Origin of the sequence: Rhodoferax sp. (assembly GCF_028688795.1) — a bacterium.
GTDB lineage: Bacteria > Pseudomonadota > Gammaproteobacteria > Burkholderiales > Burkholderiaceae_C > Rhodoferax.
Genome location: NZ_JAQTXM010000002.1, coordinates 208,351 through 227,090 on the forward strand (window position 1 = coordinate 208,351; position 18,740 = coordinate 227,090).

Here is an 18,740-nt window from a genome sequence, read left to right on the forward strand (position 1 = left end):
AATTTGTAACAGCGTGTGAATGTCGACCAGAATCGGCCGGAACTGTTGATTGAACCACGCAAAATCGCCCCTGTTACAAATTGACTGGACCGTAAGTATGGCTGCAAACCCTGACCGTGTTGACAAAATTCTGGTGGTCGACGACGACTCGCGCATTCGCGACCTGCTGCGCCGCTACCTCACCCAAGAAGGGTTTGAGGTGCTGCAGGCTGAAGACGGCAAGGCGCTGACGCGTGTTCTGCTGCGCGAACCGGTGGACCTGATCGTGCTCGATTTGATGATGCCTGGCGAAGACGGGCTGTCGGTGTGCCGGCGCTTGCGCGCGGCCAACGACCGCACACCGATCATCATGCTGACCGCCAAGGGCGAAGACATTGACCGCATCGTCGGGCTTGAAGTGGGCGCCGACGACTACCTGTGCAAACCCTTCAACCCGCGCGAGTTGTTGGCGCGCATGCACGCGGTGTTGCGTCGTCGCCCACCGGTGGAAGCCCCTGGCTCGCCCTCCAGCGAAGACGAAACCGTTACCTTTGGCCCTTTCTGTTTTGACCTGGGCGCACGCAAATTGCGCAAAGGCAAGGAAGAGCTGACCCTGACCACCGGTGAATTCGCCATGCTCAAGGCACTGGTGCGGCACCCGCGCCAGCCCCTGTCGCGCGAAAAACTAGCACAGCTGGCGCGTGGGCGCGACTTTGAGCCGTTTGACCGGAGCCTGGACGTGCAGGTCTCACGCCTGCGCAAGCTCATTGAAGAAGACGCTACCGTGCCGCGTTACATCCAGACCGTGTGGGGTGTTGGCTACGTTTTCATTCCTGATGACAATAGCTAAACCTGTGACCGCTGAATTGCAGTCGCCCAGACGTAACTCGTCTGCAACCAAACGTTCCGGGGTCAGCCTTTTCTGGCGGACGTTTTTCCTGCTCTCGGTGCTGCTGGCCGGCAGCGTCTGGGCCTGGACCGAAACCCTGCACGAACTGGAATTTGAACCCAGGGCCTTGCACGCGGCCAGGCAAATTGCCTCTGTGGTCAACCTGAGCCGGGCGGCCGTGATGCACACCGATGGCATTGCCAGGGTGTCGCTGTTCAAGACCATGAAGGACCAGGAACACGTCACCATTCAGCTGCGTGAGCCCAAAGACCAGTTTGAGCCTTACGACAGCGACGACATCAACCTCCACGTCACGAAAGAGATTCAGGCCAGGCTGGGGGCAGATTCCATCGTGGCCCGCAGCGTGAACAAGGTTGAGGGGCTGTGGGTTGGCTTCAGCATTGAAAACGACCAATATTGGCTGCGCACCGAGCGCTCGCGCTTTGACGAGCCCGCTGCAAAAACCTGGGTGATCTGGATTTTGACCACCGCAGCGCTGTCCTTGGCGGGCGCCGCCTGGATCGCCAGCCTGATCAACCGTCCCCTGAAAGACCTGTCCAAAGCGGCACAGCGCGTGCGCGAGGGCGACTTTGAGGCCAGCACGCTCGATGAAAACGTCAGCACCCAGGAGATCAGGGCGGTGAATGTTGGGTTTAACCGAATGACACGCAAGCTGGCCAAGGTCGAGCAAGACCGCGCCGTGATGCTGGCCGGTATCTCGCATGACCTGCGCACGCCGCTGGCACGCTTGCGACTTGAAGCCGAGCTCAGCGTGGCCGACCCGGTGGCCCGCAACAACATGGCCGCCGACATTGAGCAGCTCGACGCCATCATTGACAAGTTTCTGGACTACGCGCGCCCCGGTGGCATCACGTTGCAGCCGGTGTCACTCAACCAGACCATCGAGACCTGCCTGGCGCCCATGCGCAAGCGCCAGGACATCACATTCAAGGTGGCGCTGCAAGATGGCCTGCTGGTAGACGCTGACCCAGTGGAGCTGCAGCGGGTGATAGACAACCTGCTGCAAAACGCCGCCCGCTATGGCAAGGGCATCGACACGGGCATTGCCATGGTTGATATTTCGGCCAGATACCAGGACAACAACGTGCTGCTGCGGGTACGCGACCACGGCGCGGGTGTGGCGCCGGAACAGCTCAAGCAGCTCACCACACCATTTTTTCGTGGTGAAGCAGCGCGCACCTCGGCCAACGGCACCGGACTGGGCCTGGCCATTGTGGAGAAAACGCTGTCCCGCATGGGTTGCACGTTTGAACTGAGCAACGCCAACAGCGGCGGCCTGTGCGCCAACATCAAGCTGCAGCGGGCCACCGCCAGATTGGCTTAACGCGGCCGGTGGTTGTTGAAGTTCTTGGCAGGCGCCGTGCCAGTGACGCGCGGCGGCAAGCCGGTGTGCTGCGTCAGCAACTGGCCTGGCTTGGGCGCCTGAGCTGACTTGGGAACGAGCGCGGCCTTGACCGGCCCGGCCGTTGAGTTTTTACGCCGGGCACTGGTGTAGCTGCCATCCACCAAGGGCTGAAACGTCGGAATCAGGTGGTGTTTGCCATTGCCGACCAAGTCCGCCCGCCCCATGCTTTTGAGCGCCTCACGCAGCAGCGGCCAATTGTTGGGGTCGTGGTAGCGCAAAAACGCCTTGTGCAGGCGGCGGCGCTTCTCACCACGCACCACATCCACTTTTTCGGCCCGATCATCGCGGTGAATGCCCTTGAGCGGGTTCAAATCAGTGTGGTACATGGCGGTGGCAGTGGCCATGGGGCTGGGGTAGAAGGTTTGCACCTGATCGGCCCGAAAGCCGTTTTTCTTCAGCCAGATGGCCAAGTTCATCATGTCTTCATCGGTGGTGCCAGGGTGGGCAGCGATGAAATATGGAATCAAAAACTGTTTTTTGCCAGCTTCCAGGGTGAACTTGTCAAACAGCGTCTTGAACTTCTCGTACGTGCCCATGCCCGGCTTCATCATTTTGGACAGTGGGCCGGATTCAGTGTGCTCGGGTGCAATCTTCAGGTACCCGCCCACATGGTGCTGCACCAGTTCCTTGACGTACTCGGGGCTTTGCACGGCCAGGTCGTAACGCACACCTGAGCCAATCAAGATTTTCTTGATGCCCTTCAAGGCGCGGCCACGGCGGTAGATGTTGATGAGCGGCTGGTGGTCGGTGCCAAGATTCTGGCAAATGCCGGGGAACACACAACTGGGCTTGCGGCAGGCCGCCTCAATCTCGGGCGTTTTGCAGCCCAGCCGGTACATGTTGGCAGTCGGCCCGCCCAGGTCAGAAATGGTGCCGGTGAAGCCTTTGACCTTGTCGCGGATGTCTTCAATTTCCTTAATCACCGATTCTTCCGAGCGGCTCTGGATGATGCGCCCCTCATGCTCGGTGATGGAGCAAAACGTGCAGCCGCCAAAACAGCCGCGCATGATGTTGATGCTGAAGCGGATCATCTCCCACGCCGGGATTTTGGTGGCATGGTCGTGGCTGCCGTTCTCGTCAGCGTAGCTTGGGTGGGGCGCCCGGGCGTAGGGCAGGTCAAACACCTGGTCCATCTCGGCCGTGGTGAGCGGAATGGGTGGCGCGGTGATCCACACATCGCGGGCGGTGGCACCTGTGCCGTGCGCCTGCACCAGCGCACGGGCGTTGCCGGGGTTGGTTTCCAGGTGCAGCACGCGGTTGGCATGGGCGTAAAGCACCGGGTCGCTCTTGACTTGTTCGTAGCTAGGAAGACGAATCACGGTGCGGTCGCGCGGCGGCATCAGGTGCTTGCCAGCGCGGGAAGGCAACGCCGGGTTGTGTATGAAGGTGATGGGCCGGGTGATGGATGCTTTTTCTGAATTTAAGTCTTTTTGACCTATAGCCACCGTACCCATTGCGCTAACAGCTATATTTTCAGTAGCGTTTGAAGCTGCCTCTTTTTCAGCATCTTCTTTGGCGCAAGTGCTGCCCTGCCCCGCCGCCTGCTCACTGGTCGTCTGGTAGGGGTTGATGTGCGACTCGACCGGGCCTGGCTGATCGACATCGCTTGAATCGATCTCAAACCAGTCCAAGCGCGAGTCGTCATCCGTGCGGCGCACAAACGCGGTGCCGCGCACATCGGTGATTCTCTCTATGGGTTCACGGTGGCTCAGGCGGTGGGCAATTTCGACAATGGCGCGTTCGGCGTTGCCGTACAGCAGCAGGTCGCACTTGGCATCCACCACCACGCTGCGACGTACTTTGTCGCTCCAATAATCGTAGTGTGCAATGCGCCGCAGGCTGCCTTCAATGCCGCCCAGAATGATCGGCACATCTTTATAAGCCTCGCGGCAGCGCTGGCTGTAGACCAGGGCGGCACGGTCGGGGCGCTTGCCACCCACGTCGCCGGGGGTGTAGGCGTCATCGGTGCGGATTTTCCGGTCCGCCGTGTAGCGGTTGATCATGCTGTCCATGTTGCCCGCGGTCACGCCCCAAAACAGGTTGGGCTTGCCTAAAGCCTTGAAGGGTTCAGCGCTTTGCCAGTCAGGCTGAGCAATGATGCCCACGCGAAAGCCTTGGGCCTCCAGCATGCGGCCAATCACGGCCATGCCAAAGCTGGGGTGGTCCACATAGGCGTCACCCGTGACCAACACCACGTCGCAGCTGTCCCAGCCGAGCTGGGTCATTTCCTCGCGGCTCATCGGCAAAAAGGGCGCCGTGCCCAGGCGCGCAGCCCAGAACTTGCGGTAACTGTTCAGGGGCTTGGCGGCACGCGGAAAGAAGGAGACGTCAACAAGGGCGTTCATGGAAACTCACACAATGGGAAGGGGGCGAGTGTAAGGTTTAGACGCTTTTTACACGGTTCGCAGGGGTACTTGCGGATTTCACCGCGCTTGATCTGTCCCGCCAGCCCGCCTGCTGGCCAGATGGTTTTGCGCTGCAGACCGCGCTCCGCAGACCCTCAGGTATTGAACACAGCCACGGCTTTCGAGAGAATTTTGGTCTGCCCCTTCAAACTCTCGGCAGCTGCAGCTGACTGTTCCACCAAGGCAGCGTTTTGCTGGGTCATTTGGTCCAGGTGCGTGATGGCGGCGTTGACCGCCCCAATGCCATCGGACTGGGCAGATGACGCGGCCATGATCTCGCCAATGATGTCGCCCACCTTGTTGACCGAGGCCACAATTTCGTCCATGGTGCTGCCCGCCGCTACAACCAGGCGAGAACCGGAATCCACCTTGTCGACCGACGCGCTGATCAAACCCTTGATTTCCCTGGCGGCCTCGGCGCTCCGGCCGGCCAGGCTTCGGACCTCGCTTGCCACCACCGCAAATCCCCGCCCCTGTTCGCCAGCACGGGCCGCTTCTACGGCGGCATTGAGCGCCAAAATGTTGGTCTGGAAAGCTATGCCGTCAATGACACCAATGATGTCCGCAATTTTCTTTGAACTTTGGTTGATCTCATCCATGGTGCGCACCACTTCACCCACCACTTGGCCACCGCGCGCCGCAACTTCAGCGGCGGTCGAGGCCAACTGGTTGGCCTGGCGAGCCGCGTCTGCAGACTGTCTGACGGCGCCGGTCAGGTCTTCCATGCTGGAGGCGGTGCGCTGCAGGTTGCTGGCAGTTTGCTCAGTGCGCACGCTCAAGTCCTGGTTGCCCGCGGCGATTTCACTCGATGCGACTGAAATACTTTGCGTGGCCAGATGAATGTCGCCCAGCGTCGATTGCAGCGCCAGTGACAGCCGCTTCAGGGAGTGCAACAGGCTGCCCTCTGACGCCGACGGAATGTTGACCGCCAGATTGCCATCGGCCAAGGCCGCCAATGCCTCGCTGGCCACCGATGGGTCACCCCCTAACACCGACATGGCGGTGCGCCGTATCCAGACCGTAAAACCAATGCAGGCGACCACACAGATAGCCGTCAGCAAAGCGGTGAGCCAGGCCCCCACCGTGAGGTATTCAACAATGGCTTGGGAAGCTTCAGCCTGTGCCCTGCCCTGCAACCACAAGGCACCAACGACCACGGCAGACCCAGCCCCAGCCACCATGACAGTCGGCACCAGCATGGACAAAACCAGTTTTTGTGTGTAGTTCAAGCAAATGCTCCTTGCGCCGAGATGGCGCCATGGAGCCCAATGTATCAGCAAGCCATGATGCAGATTACCCGGCAACACACGGCCAAATCAATGGCGCTAACTGCGCAAGGCCACGAACTGCCCCGTGGCAGCGCTTTGCTCGCCCAATGACAGGACTTGCATCACCGCTCGAACTTGCGCTGGCGTCACGGCTGGTTCGGGCGCCAAGCCCCACAGATGGTCGCGCAGCTGGGCGTAATAACGCAGGTAATTACCTGCAGGGTTGGGCGCTGCGCGGCGCATTGACAGGGGCGCAGCAACGCCGGCAATGGTCTCAAAACTCAGCACGGCGCCGGGTTCCACGTCGACGCCCCAGCCTTGCGCGTCATCAAGCTGGGGCCGCTCGCCGGTTTTCAGCGCGTCTTCCTGTGTGTCGAGGCCAAACTTGGTAAAGCTGCCGCGCGTGCCATGCACCGCCCAACGTGGGCCCAGTTCTGCGACCAACGTGCTGGCGTGCAGCACCACGCGCAAACCACCATGGCGCGTGGTGTAGCGCAGCACGGCATGAAACCAGTCGTTCACAAGTGCGCCATCGCGCAGCGCAGCCAAATCCAGCGACACCTCATCAGGCAGGCCAAACAGCATCAGGGCCTGGTCCACCAAGTGCGCCCCCAAGTCAAGCCACAGTCCGGCGCCCGGCATGTTTTGCTCACGCCAACGCACTGGCACTGTCGGGCGGTAGCGGTCAAAGTGCGAGTCCACCTGCACCAAACGGCCCAGCGCGCCGCTTTCAATGACTTGCTGCAGCGCCAAAAAATCGCTGTCAAAGCGCCGATTCTGAAACACCGTCAGCACCTTGCCCCGGACTTTTGCCAGGGCCAGCAAGGTGTCCGTTTCGGCCAGCGTGACGGTGCATGGCTTGTCCACCACCACATGTTTGCCGGCGTTCAAGGCGCTTTGAGCCAATTCAAAGTGGCTGGCATTGGGGGTGGCAATCACCACCAAATCAATGGCCGGGTCAGCCAGCGCCGCACTGGCGCTGGCCAGGCTGCGCACGCCAGGCCAGTCGGCCAGCACGGCAGCGTGCTGGCTGCTCACGATGGCGTTCAGTTGCAGACCGGGCACGCCTGAGATCAGCGGTGCATGAAAAATGCGGCCGGCACCGCCATAACCAATCAAGGCCACCTGCAAGGCAGGGTGTTGGGCAGGTTGCGGGGCCGGGTGTTGGGGTAAATCAGTGGTCGTCATGTCTTAATCATCCTCGAAAATATGCGCAGGTGTTACAAAGCCGCTTCAATCACATTTCAAACCATGCTCTCTTTTTTACCCGCGCCCCTGCTTGGCCTGATCGCCAGCGTGCTGATGCTGCTGAACATTCTGCTGTGGGTGCCCATATTGTTGGTGGTGTCCTTTGTCAAGCTGCTGCTGCCCTTCAAGCCCGTGCGTTTGGCGGTTGACCCGCTGCTGCTGCGCATTGCCGAGGCCTGGATTGCTGGCAACAGCGGCTGGATGCGCTTGACGCAACGCATGGACTGGGACGTGACCGGCATTGAGGCTTTGAGCCCGCGCCAGTGGTACCTGGTGGTGTGCAATCATCAAAGCTGGGTCGATATTTTGGTACTACAGCATGTGCTGAACCGGCGCATTCCGTTGCTGAAATTCTTTCTGAAACAACAGCTGATCTGGGTGCCCATCATGGGATTGGCTTGGTGGGCGCTGGAGTTTCCCTTTATGCGCCGGCACACCGAGGCCTATTTGAAACAGCACCCAGAAGCACGCGGCCAAGATGCTGCCACCACCCGCGCGGCCTGCGAAAAATACGCCTTGGTGCCCACCAGCGTGATGAATTTCCTGGAGGGCACACGCTTTACGCTGCCTAAGCAGGCGCGCCAGCAGTCGCCCTACCGGCATTTGCTCAAGCCCAAAGCCGGCGGCCTAACGCTGGCACTAGACGCCATGGGTGAGAAATTTGGCGCCGTGCTCGATGTGACGATTGCCTACCCTGATGGTGCGCCGAACTTCTGGCAGTTTTTGCAAGGCCGGGTGCCACGGGTGATCGTGCAGGCCCGCACCCTGGCGGTACCGCAACTGCCTGCCCAAGGCACGCCCAACCCCGAACAAGCCCTGCGCGAATTGGGTCAAAACTGGGTGAATCAGGTTTGGCGCGAAAAAGACGCATTGCTGGACACACTGCTTGCCACTCATAAATTTATAAAAAAATAGGCTGTAGACCTTTAAATATATGCGCACGTAGCTATTTTTTATATAGCGTATTTTGCGCTAAATCAGAGCCTGCCCCGGGCTTGATCCATGGTTCGGCATGGCCCCCGGTCACCGCTTGCGCCCTTAAAGCTGGGACTTGAAGTAATTGAACGAATGAATGACGGCGTCGCGAACCTTCTCCATCTCAGAGACCAGCGCCTCCCATTTGTCTTCACCGGCCGCCTTGACCTCCTGCAGCTTGCCTTTGGCAACTTTGGATTGCTCGCGCAGTTTCGTCATTTCTTCCTTGTATTTCGCGCGAACATCTTCCTTGGCCAACACCGCCTTGGCTTCCAATTTGTCCATCTTGCTGTCCAGCTCATCAAGCTGAAGTTTCATTTTTTCGATGTACTCGTCGCGTTTTGTCATGACAACTCCCTGCTGTTAAAAATGAACCGGGCCACTGAAAAGCCGGCCAATTCGCCGGCTGATTTCACTTGTTAGCCCCTGTGCAATGAGCGTAGCCAGGATGCGCTTGACGCCGCATGCGAATTGTCAAAGGCGATTCAAGAAGCCGCATCATCAAGAGCGGCCGTTCTCGCGCTCTAGCGCAAATGCTTGAACAGCTTGGCCTTGAACATTTCCGGCAGACCCAAACGGCGCGGTCCGGGCACCAAGCGAAAGGCTTCACCGGCCTGCAGTGTGCCGGGCTCGTCCACGGCCAAATAAAAGCCACAACAGCCCTGCTGCGCCATCAACTTGGAGGCGATGGCAAAACCCATGGTGGCGTTGAACTTGTAACAAGGCTCGCGCGGCTGCGTCACGCGCAAGGCGCAGTGGGCAAACCGCAGCACGTCGCCGACCCACACGTCAGCCTCAGACAAGCCCTCAATACTCAGGTTTTCGCCCATACTGCCCCAGGGCAAGGCGTCATCGATACCGCCCAAACCCATCTGTGCCCTGGCATCTCGCCAAAACGCATAGTGTTCGCTGGGATAAGCGTAAACGGCTTTGTCCAAGCCACCGTGCACCGACAAGTCAGCCTGTTCATCACCCAGAATCCCCAGACGCAACACGGGCACCGGGCCAGGCACTGGCTGTTTTTGGATAGCAGTGAGCACGCTGCGGCCGTTGATCATGGCGCGCCGCGCGCGACCAACCTGCAGGCTTAAAAGTTGGGTCATAAGGCTTCTTTTAACAATCAAGGGGGTTACCGAAGGTGCACGCCAGCCGATATCTCGCATTGGAGTGCCCTGGGGCAGGCATACTTGCCAGCACCCAATTATCAGGAACCCCGCCATGCTTGCCCGTCTGCTCCGCTTTACTTACCTTGTCCAAGTGCTCACCGGGGCGCTGATTGGCACTTGGGGCGCGGTGGAAATGGCGCCCAAATGGGGCGCAGCATCACTTGGGCTGATTGTGCTGGGCGGACTTGGCTGGGTGGTGTTTTGGCAGGCCGTGATCATTGGGTGGTCGATGTTTTTGTCTCGCCCAGACGAGCCGCTGGGCCCCTGGCTGAAAGCTGCCACAGGTGAGTTCAAGGCAGCCCTGCTGATTTTTGGCCTGCGCATGCCCTGGACCAGGTCCAACCCGGGTATCTTGCCCCCCACTAGCCCCCCTGAGCCAGGCCAAACCGCACTGCCGGTGCTGCTGGTGCATGGCTTCTTGTGCAACCACCGCGTGTGGGACAACGTGGTGGTTGCGCTGCGCCAGTCCGGGCACACGGTGCTGGCCGTTGACCTGGAACCGGTTTTTGCCTCGATTGACGATTACGCACCGCTGATTGAGCGCGCCGTGGCGGATTTGCGCACCCGGACCGGCTTTGAAAAAGTGGTGCTGGTGGGCCACAGCATGGGCGGAGTGGCGATTCGGGCCTGGTTGCGCACCTATGGCGCGAAACGTGCTGCCAAAATCATCACGCTGGGCACCCCGCACAACGGCACACAGGCCCCGCAGTGGGTCAGCACACCCAACGGCCTGCAAATGAAGTGGCGCAGTGCGTGGTCAGAAGCGCTTGCGCTGAGTGAAACTCCGCAAATACGCCAGCTGATGCACCTGGCGTTCACGCGCCATGACAACATCGTCCACCCGCAAAGCGATCAGCTGCTTGACGGCGCCTCGGTCACCGAGTTCAGCGGCATCGGGCACCTGCAAATGTGCCTGGACGACGGCGTCATCACCTGGCTTGTGAATCAGGTTGAAACGGCCAAATAGCGCGCGCGGGGTTGGTTCTGTAGCCCTCGCGCATGGCACCGCGCAACGATAATGAACACATGGCTGACCTGATTTCTGACACCCTCGCGCCTCTGGCTGATTCCTCCCCACTCGCGCAGCCCCGCCCGCATTCCCTGACCGAACTGTTCTGGGCCTTCACTGCCCTAGCCCTGCAAGGTTTTGGCGGCGTGGTGGCAATTGCGCAACGCGAACTGGTGGACAAAAAACACTGGCTCACACCCGCCCAATTTGTCGAAGACTGGGCGGTGGCCCAGGTGCTGCCCGGCCCCAACGTGGTGAATCTGTCGCTGATGGTTGGTGACCGATACTTTGGTGTTCGTGGCGGCTTGGTGGCGCTGGCCGGCCTGCTGACGTTTCCGATGGTCATCGTGCTGATTCTGGCGGCGTTGTTTGCGGGAGTGTCTGACTCAGTAGCGGTGCAGGGCGCGTTGCGTGGCATGGGCGCGGTAGCCGCTGGCATGATTGTCGCCACGGGTCTGAAGCTGTTCGGCGCTTTAAAGCAAAACGTGCTTGGAACCTTTGTATGTTATGCGCTGGCAGCTATTACCTTTGTAGCCATTGCCTTGCTGCGTCTGCCCTTGATTTGGGTGCTGCTGGGCCTGGGGGGCTTGGGTGCCTTATGGGCCTACCGCCAACTCGGCCGCCTGGAGAAAGCGGCATGAACGCCCTGGCGATCACCATGAGCACGGCCGACTGGCTGGCGCTGCTAACGCATTTTTTGTCGCTGTCCTTGCTGGCCGTGGGCGGCGCCATCACCACCGTGCCCGACATGCACCGCACGCTGGTGGACCAGCACCAGTGGCTCACTGACGGCCAGTTCAACGCCTCGATTGCCATCGCCCAAGCCGCACCTGGCCCGAATGTGCTGTTTGTTGCGTTGATGGGCTGGCATGTGGGCTTGAACGCCGGTGGGGGTTTGGGTGCAGGATGGGTCGGCTGGGGCAGTGCCCTGCTCGGGGTGCTGCTGTCGATGCTGGGCATTTTGTTGCCCAGCACCACGCTGACTTTTGCTGCCTCGCGATGGGGCCACCAAAACCGCGAACTGCGAGCCGTACGCGCCTTCAAGCAAGGCATGGCACCGGTGGTGGTGGCACTGCTGATTGCCACCGGCTGGATCCTGACAGCCGCGCATGGCGCAGACTTGGCGCACTGGCCACTTTGGCTGCTTACCGCCACCGTGGCTGTGCTGGTGTGGCGTACTAAGCTGCACCTGCTGTGGTTGCTAGGCGCCGGCGCACTGGCCGGTGCTTTAGGCTGGGTTTAACCGATACAGTCCAGCCGCAATTCGCGCCAGATCAGGCGTCTGCCGCAGTGACCGCCGCCGCAGCGGCGGCAGCCGCGTTGGCCGCCTGCAATTTCTTCCAGGCCTGAAACCCGCCCATGACCGACAGCGCCTTGGGGTAGCCCAGCGAACGCAGCATCTGCGCTGCCGACACGCTGCGCTTGCCGCTGTTGCAAATGCACAGCAGCATGTGGTCGCGCCCGTGGTGCAACTGGTTGATCATGGTGAAAAATGACTTGGCGTCCATGTCTTTGGGCTCACCGGCGTCAAGAATGTCCTGCTCGTCTTCGGTCAAGGCATGCCCGAGCATGACCTTGACCTCAAACAAGGGCACATGCAGGCTTTGGGGAATCGCCCCTTTCATCTCAACCTCAAACGTTTGACGGATGTCGATCAGCGTCGCCAGGCCCAACTGCGTCAGCTCCAGGGCTGTGGGCAGCGTGATTTCAAGCTTGGCATTGTCTTTGAGGAGTTCGGTAGCTTCAGAGGTCATGGGGCATCTCGCAAATAAAGTACGACGCAAAAATGTGGCCGCGTCACCCATTATCTGTTCGACATCCAGACGATTCTTTATATCTAAATTAGCATATGGTAATCACAATAATGTAGTTTGATATCTAACGCTTGGACTTTACAGTCTGCGCCTATGCATGACATCGCTTTCATTTTTGCTGGTTTTTTCGTAGGCATCGTGGTCGGTTTGACCGGCGTGGGCGGGGGCTCGCTGATGACGCCGATCCTGATCTTCGTGTTCGGCGTGAAGCCCTACATGGCGGTCGGTACCGACCTGCTGTTTGCCGCGTTCACCAAGCTCGGTGGCACGGTCAAAATGGCACGCTCTGGCCTGGTGCCGTGGCGCGTGGTGCTGCACCTAAGCGCTGGCAGCATTCCGGCCGCACTCATCACCCTGTGGGTTCTGAAAACTGTGGGTCCGGCCGATGCCGCCATTCAACACCTGATGACCAGCAGCCTGGGCGTGGCCTTGCTGCTCACGGCGGCGGCCACCTTATACAAGGCTCTGCGTGGCAAAACTGCCCCCAGCCGCATCGCCGCGGGCCAGGAAACGCTGGCCACCACGCCGCGCCACTGGAGCTTGCCGCTGCTGTTTGGCGCACTGATTGGCACGCTGGTGTCCATCACATCAGTGGGCGCCGGGGCCATTGGCGTCACGGTGCTGATGGTGCTGTACCCCTTGCTGCCGCTGCCGCGCATTGTGGCGGCTGACATTGCCTACGCCGTGCCACTGACGCTGGTGGCCGGTGCCGGCCACGCCACGCTGGGCTCAGTCGACTGGTCCATGTTGATCCTGCTGCTGGCGGGATCGCTGCCCGGCATCTGGCTGGGTTCGCACTTCATGACCCGTGTGCCCGAGCGCGTGATCCGCTCACTCTTGTCCGTGCTGCTGGCCTATGCCGGTACCAAATTAATCGCTTTCTGAAAAATAACCATGTACCAATACACCGACTTTGACCGCCAATTCGTCCAGAACCGCGCCGCCCAGTACCGCGACCAGCTTGAGCGCAACCTCAGCGGCGAGCTGAAAGACGACGAGTTCCGCCCGCTGCGCCTGCAAAACGGCTGGTATGTGCAGCGCTACGCCCCCATGCTGCGGGTGGCCGTGCCCTACGGTGAGTTGTCCAGCCGCCAACTGCGTGTGTTGTCCAAAATTGCCCGCGACTTTGACCAGCCCAGCGCTGCGGTGTATGACCATGCCAGCAGCACCCAGGCCGAACTCGGCACAGCGCACCTGCCAGTGGGCTACGGCCACTTCAGCACCCGGCAAAACGTGCAGTTCAACTGGATTCCATTGATTAAGAGCGCCGACGTGATGGACTTGCTGGCCAAGGTGGACATGCACGGCATCCAGACCAGTGGCAACTGCATTCGCAACATCACCAGCGACGCACTCGCCGGCATTGCCCCTGATGAAGTCATTGACCCGCGCCCCTATGCCGAAATCATGCGCCAGTGGAGTACGCTGCACCCCGAATTTGCGCACCTGCCGCGCAAGTTCAAGATAGCCATCAACGGCGCACTGGAAGACCGCGCCGCCACCGCCTGGCATGACGTGGGCCTGCACCTGCGCCACAACGCGCTGGGGCACATCGGTTTCAAGGTGCTGGTGGGCGGCGGCATGGGCCGCACCCCGGTGATTGCCAGCACATTGCGCGAATTTTTGCCCTGGGACCAAATTCTGAACTATCTGGAAGCTGTGGTGCGTGTCTACAACCGCTTTGGCCGCCGCGACAACCTGTACAAGGCGCGCATCAAGATTCTGGTGAAAGCCGAAGGCCAGCGTTTTGTCGACGAAGTAGAAGCCGAGTTTGCCGACATCGTGAGCCATGACGGCGCAGCCCACACCATTCCACAAGCCGAGCTGGACCGGGTTTCCAAGCATTTTGAGCCTCCAACCCTTATAGAAAAAGCGCAAGCAGCTACAAAAAAAATAGCGCCAGAATTCACCGCCAAAGAGGCTGGCGAATACCAGCGCTGGCTGGCGCAAAACGTGCGCGCCCATAAAGACCCCGCACTGCGCGCCGTCACCTTATCCTTCAAGCGCCTGGGCCATGCACCCGGCGATGCCACTGCAGACCAGTTGTGCGCCGCCGCTGACCTGGCCGAGCGTTTCAGCGCCGGCGAAGTGCGCGTCACACACGAGCAAAACCTGCTGCTGCCCTGGGTACAGATGAGCGACCTGCCCGCCTTGTGGCTGGCCGCCCGTGCCTTGGGCGTGGCCAAGGCCAACATTGGCCTGCTCACCGACATGATCACCTGCCCCGGCGGCGACCTGTGCGCGCTGGCCAACGCCCGCTCTCTGCCTCTGGCAGCCGCCATCACCGAGCGTTATCAAGACCTCGACGAGCTGTTTGACATTGGCCCAGTCGACCTGCACATCAGCGGCTGCATGAACTCTTGCGGCCACCACCACACCGGCCACATCGGCGTACTGGGTGTCGACAAAGACGGCCGCGAGTGGTACCAAATCTCGCTGGGCGGCTCTGACGGCAGCACCCTCAGTGGCATTGCGGTGCCCGGCAAAGTGATTGGCCCATCGTTTGCGGCGAGTGAGGTCAGCGACGTGGTGGAAGCCTTGCTTGACACCTACCGCCAACAGCGCCTGAGTGGTGAGACCTTCATTGACAGCGTACGCCGCCTCGGACTCGATCCCTTCAAACTGGCCGCCAACGCCGTGCGCCACGAAACCAAAGCTGGCGGCAAAGTGCTGCATGTGCACCTGGCCACTGCCGATGCCGCGACTGACTGAGACGTGAACACCATGAACAATACAATTAAATTAATAGCTGCTGACGCTTATTCAGCAGGGGCTACAAGCCAACAAGCCTTGAATATTCCAAACGACGCCGATCCGCGCGAATTGGCACTCAATGGGGTTGAGCGCATCGACCTGGACTTTCCGAAGTTCACCGATGGCCGCGCTTTCAGCCAAGCTTATTTGCTGCGCCGCCGGCTGGGTTTCACCGGTGACATTCGCGCCACCGGCGACGTGCTGGTGGACCAGTTGCTGCAAATGCAGCGCAACGGCTTCAGCTCAGCCGTGTTGCGGGCCGACCAAAGCCTGGCCCATGCGCAACGCCAGTTGACCCAGTTTGACCATTTTTACCAGGGCGACGCCGCCCAGCCTGCACCGCTTTTCGCCGGCGCACCCGCTGCGGCCGCCTTGGCCCAACCCCACACCGGAGCCCCCACATGAGCGCCATTGACCTGAACGCCCGCGCCTCTGGCGACTATGCGCAAAAGCTGGCCCAGACTCAAGCCCTGCTGCAACAAGCCGCGCTGGACTACGCGCCGCTCAACGCCGATGACGAACCCCGCGTCACCCTGGCTTGCAGCCTGGGCGCCGAAGACGTGGTGATTGCCCACCTGATCAACGCCCTGCAGCTCAACATCGGCATTTTTGTGCTGGAAACCGGGCAGCTCCACACCGAAACCCTGGCCTTGCTTGACCGCCTCAAAGCCACGTCACGCGCAAAAGTAGCGGTGTTCACCCCGGTGGCCGAAGCGGCTATTGCGTTCGTAGCACGCGAGGGCAAAGACGCGATGTACCAAAGCATCCCCCTGCGCAAAGCCTGCTGCCAGATCCGCAAAATGGAGCCACTGGCCCGTGCGCTCCAAGGCAAGGATGCCTGGATCACCGGCCTGCGCCGCGAGCAATCCGGCGCGCGCGCCGACGTGCCCTTGATAGACACCAGCGACGCCACCCGCGCCAAACTCAACCCGCTGGCCAACTGGACCTGGGGCGACGTGTGGTTTTACATTGCTGAAAACCAGGTCGACTACAACCCGCTGCACGACCAGTTCTACCCCAGCATTGGCTGCGCCCCTTGCACCCGCGCCATTAGCCTGGGCGAAGACTTCCGCGCTGGCCGCTGGTGGTGGGAAGACGAAGCCGCCAAAGAGTGTGGCCTGCACGTGAAAGCCAGCGCCCTGCCCAACACAGAACAAAACAACACAAAGGCCCCCGCATGAACGCCCCGATCAACGCCAACCTGCTGCAACCCATGACGCACCACCGCCCAGACCATTTGAGCAACGCCCACCTGGACGCGCTGGAAGAAGAAACCATCTTCATCCTGCGCGAAGTGGCCGCTGCCTTTGAGCGCCCCACCCTGCTGTTCTCGGGCGGCAAGGACTCATTGGTGATGCTGAAATGCGCTGAAAAAGCCTTTGGCTCACCAGCCAATGGCGGCAAGATTCCCTACCCGCTGTTGATGATCGACACCGGCCACAACTTCCATGAAGTCACCGATTTCCGCGACGCGCGCGCCAAAGAACTGGGTGCGGATTTGATTGTGCGCAGTGTTGAAGACTCGATGGCCCGTGGCACGGTGCGACTGGCCCACCCGGGCGAATCGCGCAACGTGCACCAGTCCGTCACACTGCTCGAAGCCATTGAAGAATTCCGCTTCGACGCCCTCATCGGTGGTGCACGCCGGGACGAAGAAAAAGCCCGCGCCAAGGAACGCATCTTCAGCCACCGCGACAGCTTTGGCCAATGGCAACCCAAAGACCAGCGCCCTGAGCTGTGGAATTTGTTCAACACCAAACTGCAACCGGGTGAGCACTTCCGCGTGTTCCCGATCAGCAACTGGACCGAGCTCGACGTGTGGCAATACATTGCCCGCGAACAAATCGCCCTGCCATCGCTTTACTACACGCACAAACGCGAAGTGGTCGAACGCAAGGGTCTGCTCGTTCCTGTGACCCCGCTGACCCCTTTGAAAACTGGCGAAGTGGCCGAGCTGCGCGATGTGCGTTTTCGCACCGTGGGCGACATCACCTGCACCTGCCCAGTGGAAAGCCTGGCCGCCACGCCCGAGCAGATCGTGCTGGAAACCCTGGCGGCCGACGTGAGCGAACGCGGTGCCACCCGCATGGACGACAAAACGTCTGAGGCGTCGATGGAGAAGCGCAAGAAAGACGGGTACTTTTAAATGAGCCCACGTTATCTGGCAATACCCCAGCAGCGTCAAGCAACGTGCGTTGGGTATCTAACGTAGCGAAATCAAGGAGGAGGCTTGGGGCGTGCCCCAAGCCGGGGGACATTCGCGTAGTTAGATGCACAACGTGCGCTGCGGGTTAAAACTGCAAAAGCCCGCATACAAGACACCAAACCGTCACCACAAACTCTGCAAACAAATCACGAAAGCCACCATGAACACTGCAACATCAATAGCTGCTCACGCAACAACCACAAGCGCTACAACCCAATTCGACCAAAAATCAGCCCTCAAATTCATTACCTGCGGCAGCGTCGATGACGGCAAAAGCACCCTGATTGGCCGCCTGCTGCTTGACAGCAAAAGCGTGCTGCAAGATCAGCTGGCCAACGTCTCCAAAAGCGGCGAGGCCGACCTGGCCCTGTTCACCGACGGCCTGAGCGCCGAACGCGAACAAGGCATCACCATCGACGTGGCCTGGCGCTACTTCAACACCGCCGACCGCAAATTCATCATTGGCGACGCCCCCGGCCATGAGCAATACACCCGCAACATGGTCACCGCTGCCAGCAACGCCGACGCCGCCGTGGTGCTGATCGATGCCACGAAGCTCGACTGGGCCAACCCCGCTTTGAGCCTGCTGCCCCAAACTCGCCGCCACAGCCTGCTGTGCCACCTGCTGCGCGTGCCCAGCATCGTGTTTGCCGTGAACAAACTCGACGCACTGGATGACAACGCGACGACCGCCTTTGCCCATATCCGCAGCGCACTGGAAACTTTTGCACAGGAAGCTGGCATTGAAGTCGCCGTCACCGTGCCCATTTCGGCGCTCAAGGGCCACAACGTGGTCGAGTCTGCTGAAGAGGGCTGGTGCGGCTACACCGGCCCCAGTTTGCTCGACATTCTGGCGCTGCTACCGGTCACCCCGGCAGACACCGTGTTGCCTTTCGCCTTTCCGGTGCAATGGGTCGAAAAGTTTTCTGCCAGCGCCGACACCTCGCAAGGCCGCCGCATTTTCTGGGGCCGCGTCGCTGCCGGCGCAGCGCAAGTGGGACAAACCATCAAGGTGCTGCCAAGCGGACAAACCGCCACCGTGGCCCAAGTGCTGGGCACCACCCGCAAGCCTGGCACCGCGCAAGCCGGCCACAGCGCCGGCGTGGTGCTTGACCGTGAGGTCGACGTGTCACGTGGCGACTGGCTGCTGGCCCTGGATGCACCGGCAAACAGCGCAGCCCCTTCAGACGACGATTTCGCCGACACGCCGGCGCCGATCAGCCTGACCCCCAGCCGCGAGCTCAGTGCCACGGTGGCCTGGATGGACGACGAGCCGCTGGTGGCTGGGCGTGTTTACTGGGCGCTGCATGGCCACCGCTGGGTCAAGGCGCGCGTCAAGCGCGTGGTTCACCGACTGGAGATCAACACGCTGGCCGAAGAAGATGCCGATTCGCTGCCTGCCAACAGCATCGGCCACGTGGAACTGGTGCTGCAAGAAGGTATTGCCGCAAGGCCGTTCAGTGAATCACGTGTGCTGGGTGCGTTGGTGCTGGTGGACACTGCCAGCCACAGAACCGCAGGCGCAGTTCTGATCAATTGACACAAATCAAGGCCCACCCCGGCCCATATCGCTATGCTCGACAGCGTTTGGGCATGACCCT

17 protein-coding genes and 1 pseudogene are annotated in these 18,740 nt (G+C 60.6%); 12 read left to right on the forward strand and 6 right to left on the reverse strand.

The features are described 5' to 3' along the window. The first annotated feature begins 97 nt into the window (after nt 1-97). On the forward strand, nt 98-829 hold the full coding sequence (gene ompR / locus PHQ58_RS02650; protein WP_300106470.1) for a two-component system response regulator OmpR: 732 nt from the start codon (nt 98-100) through the stop codon (nt 827-829). Next, a complete protein-coding gene (locus PHQ58_RS02655) occupies nt 816-2,213 on the forward strand; it encodes a sensor histidine kinase (protein WP_300106473.1) in 1,398 nt (465 codons plus the stop codon). Before ompR ends, PHQ58_RS02655 begins: the two co-directional genes overlap by 14 nt. Here PHQ58_RS02655 and PHQ58_RS02660 read toward each other — a convergent pair. The 3 genes and pseudogenes from PHQ58_RS02660 to PHQ58_RS02670 all read right to left on the reverse strand — a co-directional run bounded on the left by PHQ58_RS02660 (nt 2,210) and on the right by PHQ58_RS02670 (nt 7,155). After that, nucleotides 2,210-4,639: a YgiQ family radical SAM protein gene (locus PHQ58_RS02660; RefSeq protein WP_300106476.1), complete on the reverse strand. Its 2,430-nt coding sequence runs from the start codon at nt 4,637-4,639 to the stop codon at nt 2,210-2,212. The genes PHQ58_RS02655 and PHQ58_RS02660 overlap by 4 nt on opposite strands. A gap of 155 nt (nt 4,640-4,794) precedes the next feature. Next, nucleotides 4,795-5,523: pseudogene (locus PHQ58_RS02665) on the reverse strand (methyl-accepting chemotaxis protein); the annotation flags it as partial. A 501-nt stretch (nt 5,524-6,024) separates the two neighbouring features. After that, on the reverse strand, nt 6,025-7,155 hold the full coding sequence (locus PHQ58_RS02670; protein ID WP_300106479.1) for an oxidoreductase: 1,131 nt from the start codon (nt 7,153-7,155) through the stop codon (nt 6,025-6,027). 63 nt (nt 7,156-7,218) lie between these two features. Between PHQ58_RS02670 and PHQ58_RS02675 the strand changes: the two genes are divergently transcribed. Continuing rightward, a complete protein-coding gene (locus PHQ58_RS02675) occupies nt 7,219-8,130 on the forward strand; it encodes an acyltransferase (protein ID WP_300106483.1) in 912 nt (303 codons plus the stop codon). Nucleotides 8,131-8,253: 123 nt separating this feature from the next. On the opposite strand, the gene PHQ58_RS02680 is transcribed toward PHQ58_RS02675, so the two are convergent. After that, nucleotides 8,254-8,538, reverse strand: coding sequence for a hypothetical protein (locus PHQ58_RS02680; protein ID WP_300106486.1), 285 nt, complete (start codon nt 8,536-8,538; stop codon nt 8,254-8,256). A gap of 176 nt (nt 8,539-8,714) precedes the next feature. Beyond that, nucleotides 8,715-9,293 (reverse strand): MOSC domain-containing protein, encoded by a 579-nt coding sequence (locus tag PHQ58_RS02685; protein WP_300106489.1) that lies wholly within the window; start codon nt 9,291-9,293, stop codon nt 8,715-8,717. A 115-nt stretch (nt 9,294-9,408) separates the two neighbouring features. Here PHQ58_RS02685 and PHQ58_RS02690 point away from each other — a divergent pair, with 115 nt between their 5' ends. The 3 genes from PHQ58_RS02690 to PHQ58_RS02700 are packed head-to-tail and all read left to right on the forward strand — an operon-like array spanning nt 9,409 to nt 11,608. Continuing rightward, nucleotides 9,409-10,323 (forward strand): alpha/beta fold hydrolase, encoded by a 915-nt coding sequence (locus PHQ58_RS02690; protein ID WP_300106492.1) that lies wholly within the window; start codon nt 9,409-9,411, stop codon nt 10,321-10,323. 59 nt (nt 10,324-10,382) lie between these two features. Beyond that, a complete protein-coding gene (locus PHQ58_RS02695; protein ID WP_300106495.1) occupies nt 10,383-11,006 on the forward strand; it encodes a chromate transporter in 624 nt (207 codons plus the stop codon). Continuing rightward, nucleotides 11,003-11,608 carry a chromate transporter gene (locus tag PHQ58_RS02700; protein ID WP_300106498.1) on the forward strand — a complete coding sequence of 202 codons (606 nt, stop codon included), beginning with the start codon at nt 11,003-11,005 and terminating at the stop codon, nt 11,606-11,608. The genes PHQ58_RS02695 and PHQ58_RS02700 overlap by 4 nt, the downstream gene beginning before the upstream one ends. Nucleotides 11,609-11,639: 31 nt before the next feature. On the opposite strand, the gene PHQ58_RS02705 is transcribed toward PHQ58_RS02700, so the two are convergent. Beyond that, a complete protein-coding gene (locus PHQ58_RS02705; RefSeq protein WP_300106501.1) occupies nt 11,640-12,119 on the reverse strand; it encodes a rhodanese-like domain-containing protein in 480 nt (159 codons plus the stop codon). Nucleotides 12,120-12,272: 153 nt separating this feature from the next. Between PHQ58_RS02705 and PHQ58_RS02710 the strand changes: the two genes are divergently transcribed. The 6 genes from PHQ58_RS02710 to PHQ58_RS02735 all read left to right on the forward strand — a co-directional run bounded on the left by PHQ58_RS02710 (nt 12,273) and on the right by PHQ58_RS02735 (nt 18,679). Then, the gene (locus PHQ58_RS02710) at nt 12,273-13,064 is read left to right on the forward strand and encodes a sulfite exporter TauE/SafE family protein (protein ID WP_300106504.1); all 792 of its coding nucleotides are present in this window, start codon (nt 12,273-12,275) and stop codon (nt 13,062-13,064) included. A 9-nt stretch (nt 13,065-13,073) separates the two neighbouring features. Further along, entirely contained in the window at nt 13,074-14,891 is a 1,818-nt protein-coding gene (locus PHQ58_RS02715; RefSeq protein ID WP_300106507.1) for a nitrite/sulfite reductase, read from the forward strand. 24 nt (nt 14,892-14,915) lie between these two features. Next, nucleotides 14,916-15,338, forward strand: coding sequence for a DUF934 domain-containing protein (locus PHQ58_RS02720; protein WP_300106711.1), 423 nt, complete (start codon nt 14,916-14,918; stop codon nt 15,336-15,338). Then, on the forward strand, nt 15,335-16,114 hold the full coding sequence (locus tag PHQ58_RS02725; RefSeq protein WP_300106510.1) for a phosphoadenylyl-sulfate reductase: 780 nt from the start codon (nt 15,335-15,337) through the stop codon (nt 16,112-16,114). The genes PHQ58_RS02720 and PHQ58_RS02725 overlap by 4 nt, the downstream gene beginning before the upstream one ends. Next, nucleotides 16,111-17,079 (forward strand): sulfate adenylyltransferase subunit CysD, encoded by a 969-nt coding sequence (gene cysD / locus PHQ58_RS02730; RefSeq protein WP_300106513.1) that lies wholly within the window; start codon nt 16,111-16,113, stop codon nt 17,077-17,079. The genes PHQ58_RS02725 and cysD overlap by 4 nt, the downstream gene beginning before the upstream one ends. Nucleotides 17,080-17,299: 220 nt before the next feature. Next, nucleotides 17,300-18,679, forward strand: coding sequence for a GTP-binding protein (locus tag PHQ58_RS02735; RefSeq protein WP_300106516.1), 1,380 nt, complete (start codon nt 17,300-17,302; stop codon nt 18,677-18,679). The last annotated feature ends 61 nt before the right edge of the window (nt 18,680-18,740 follow it).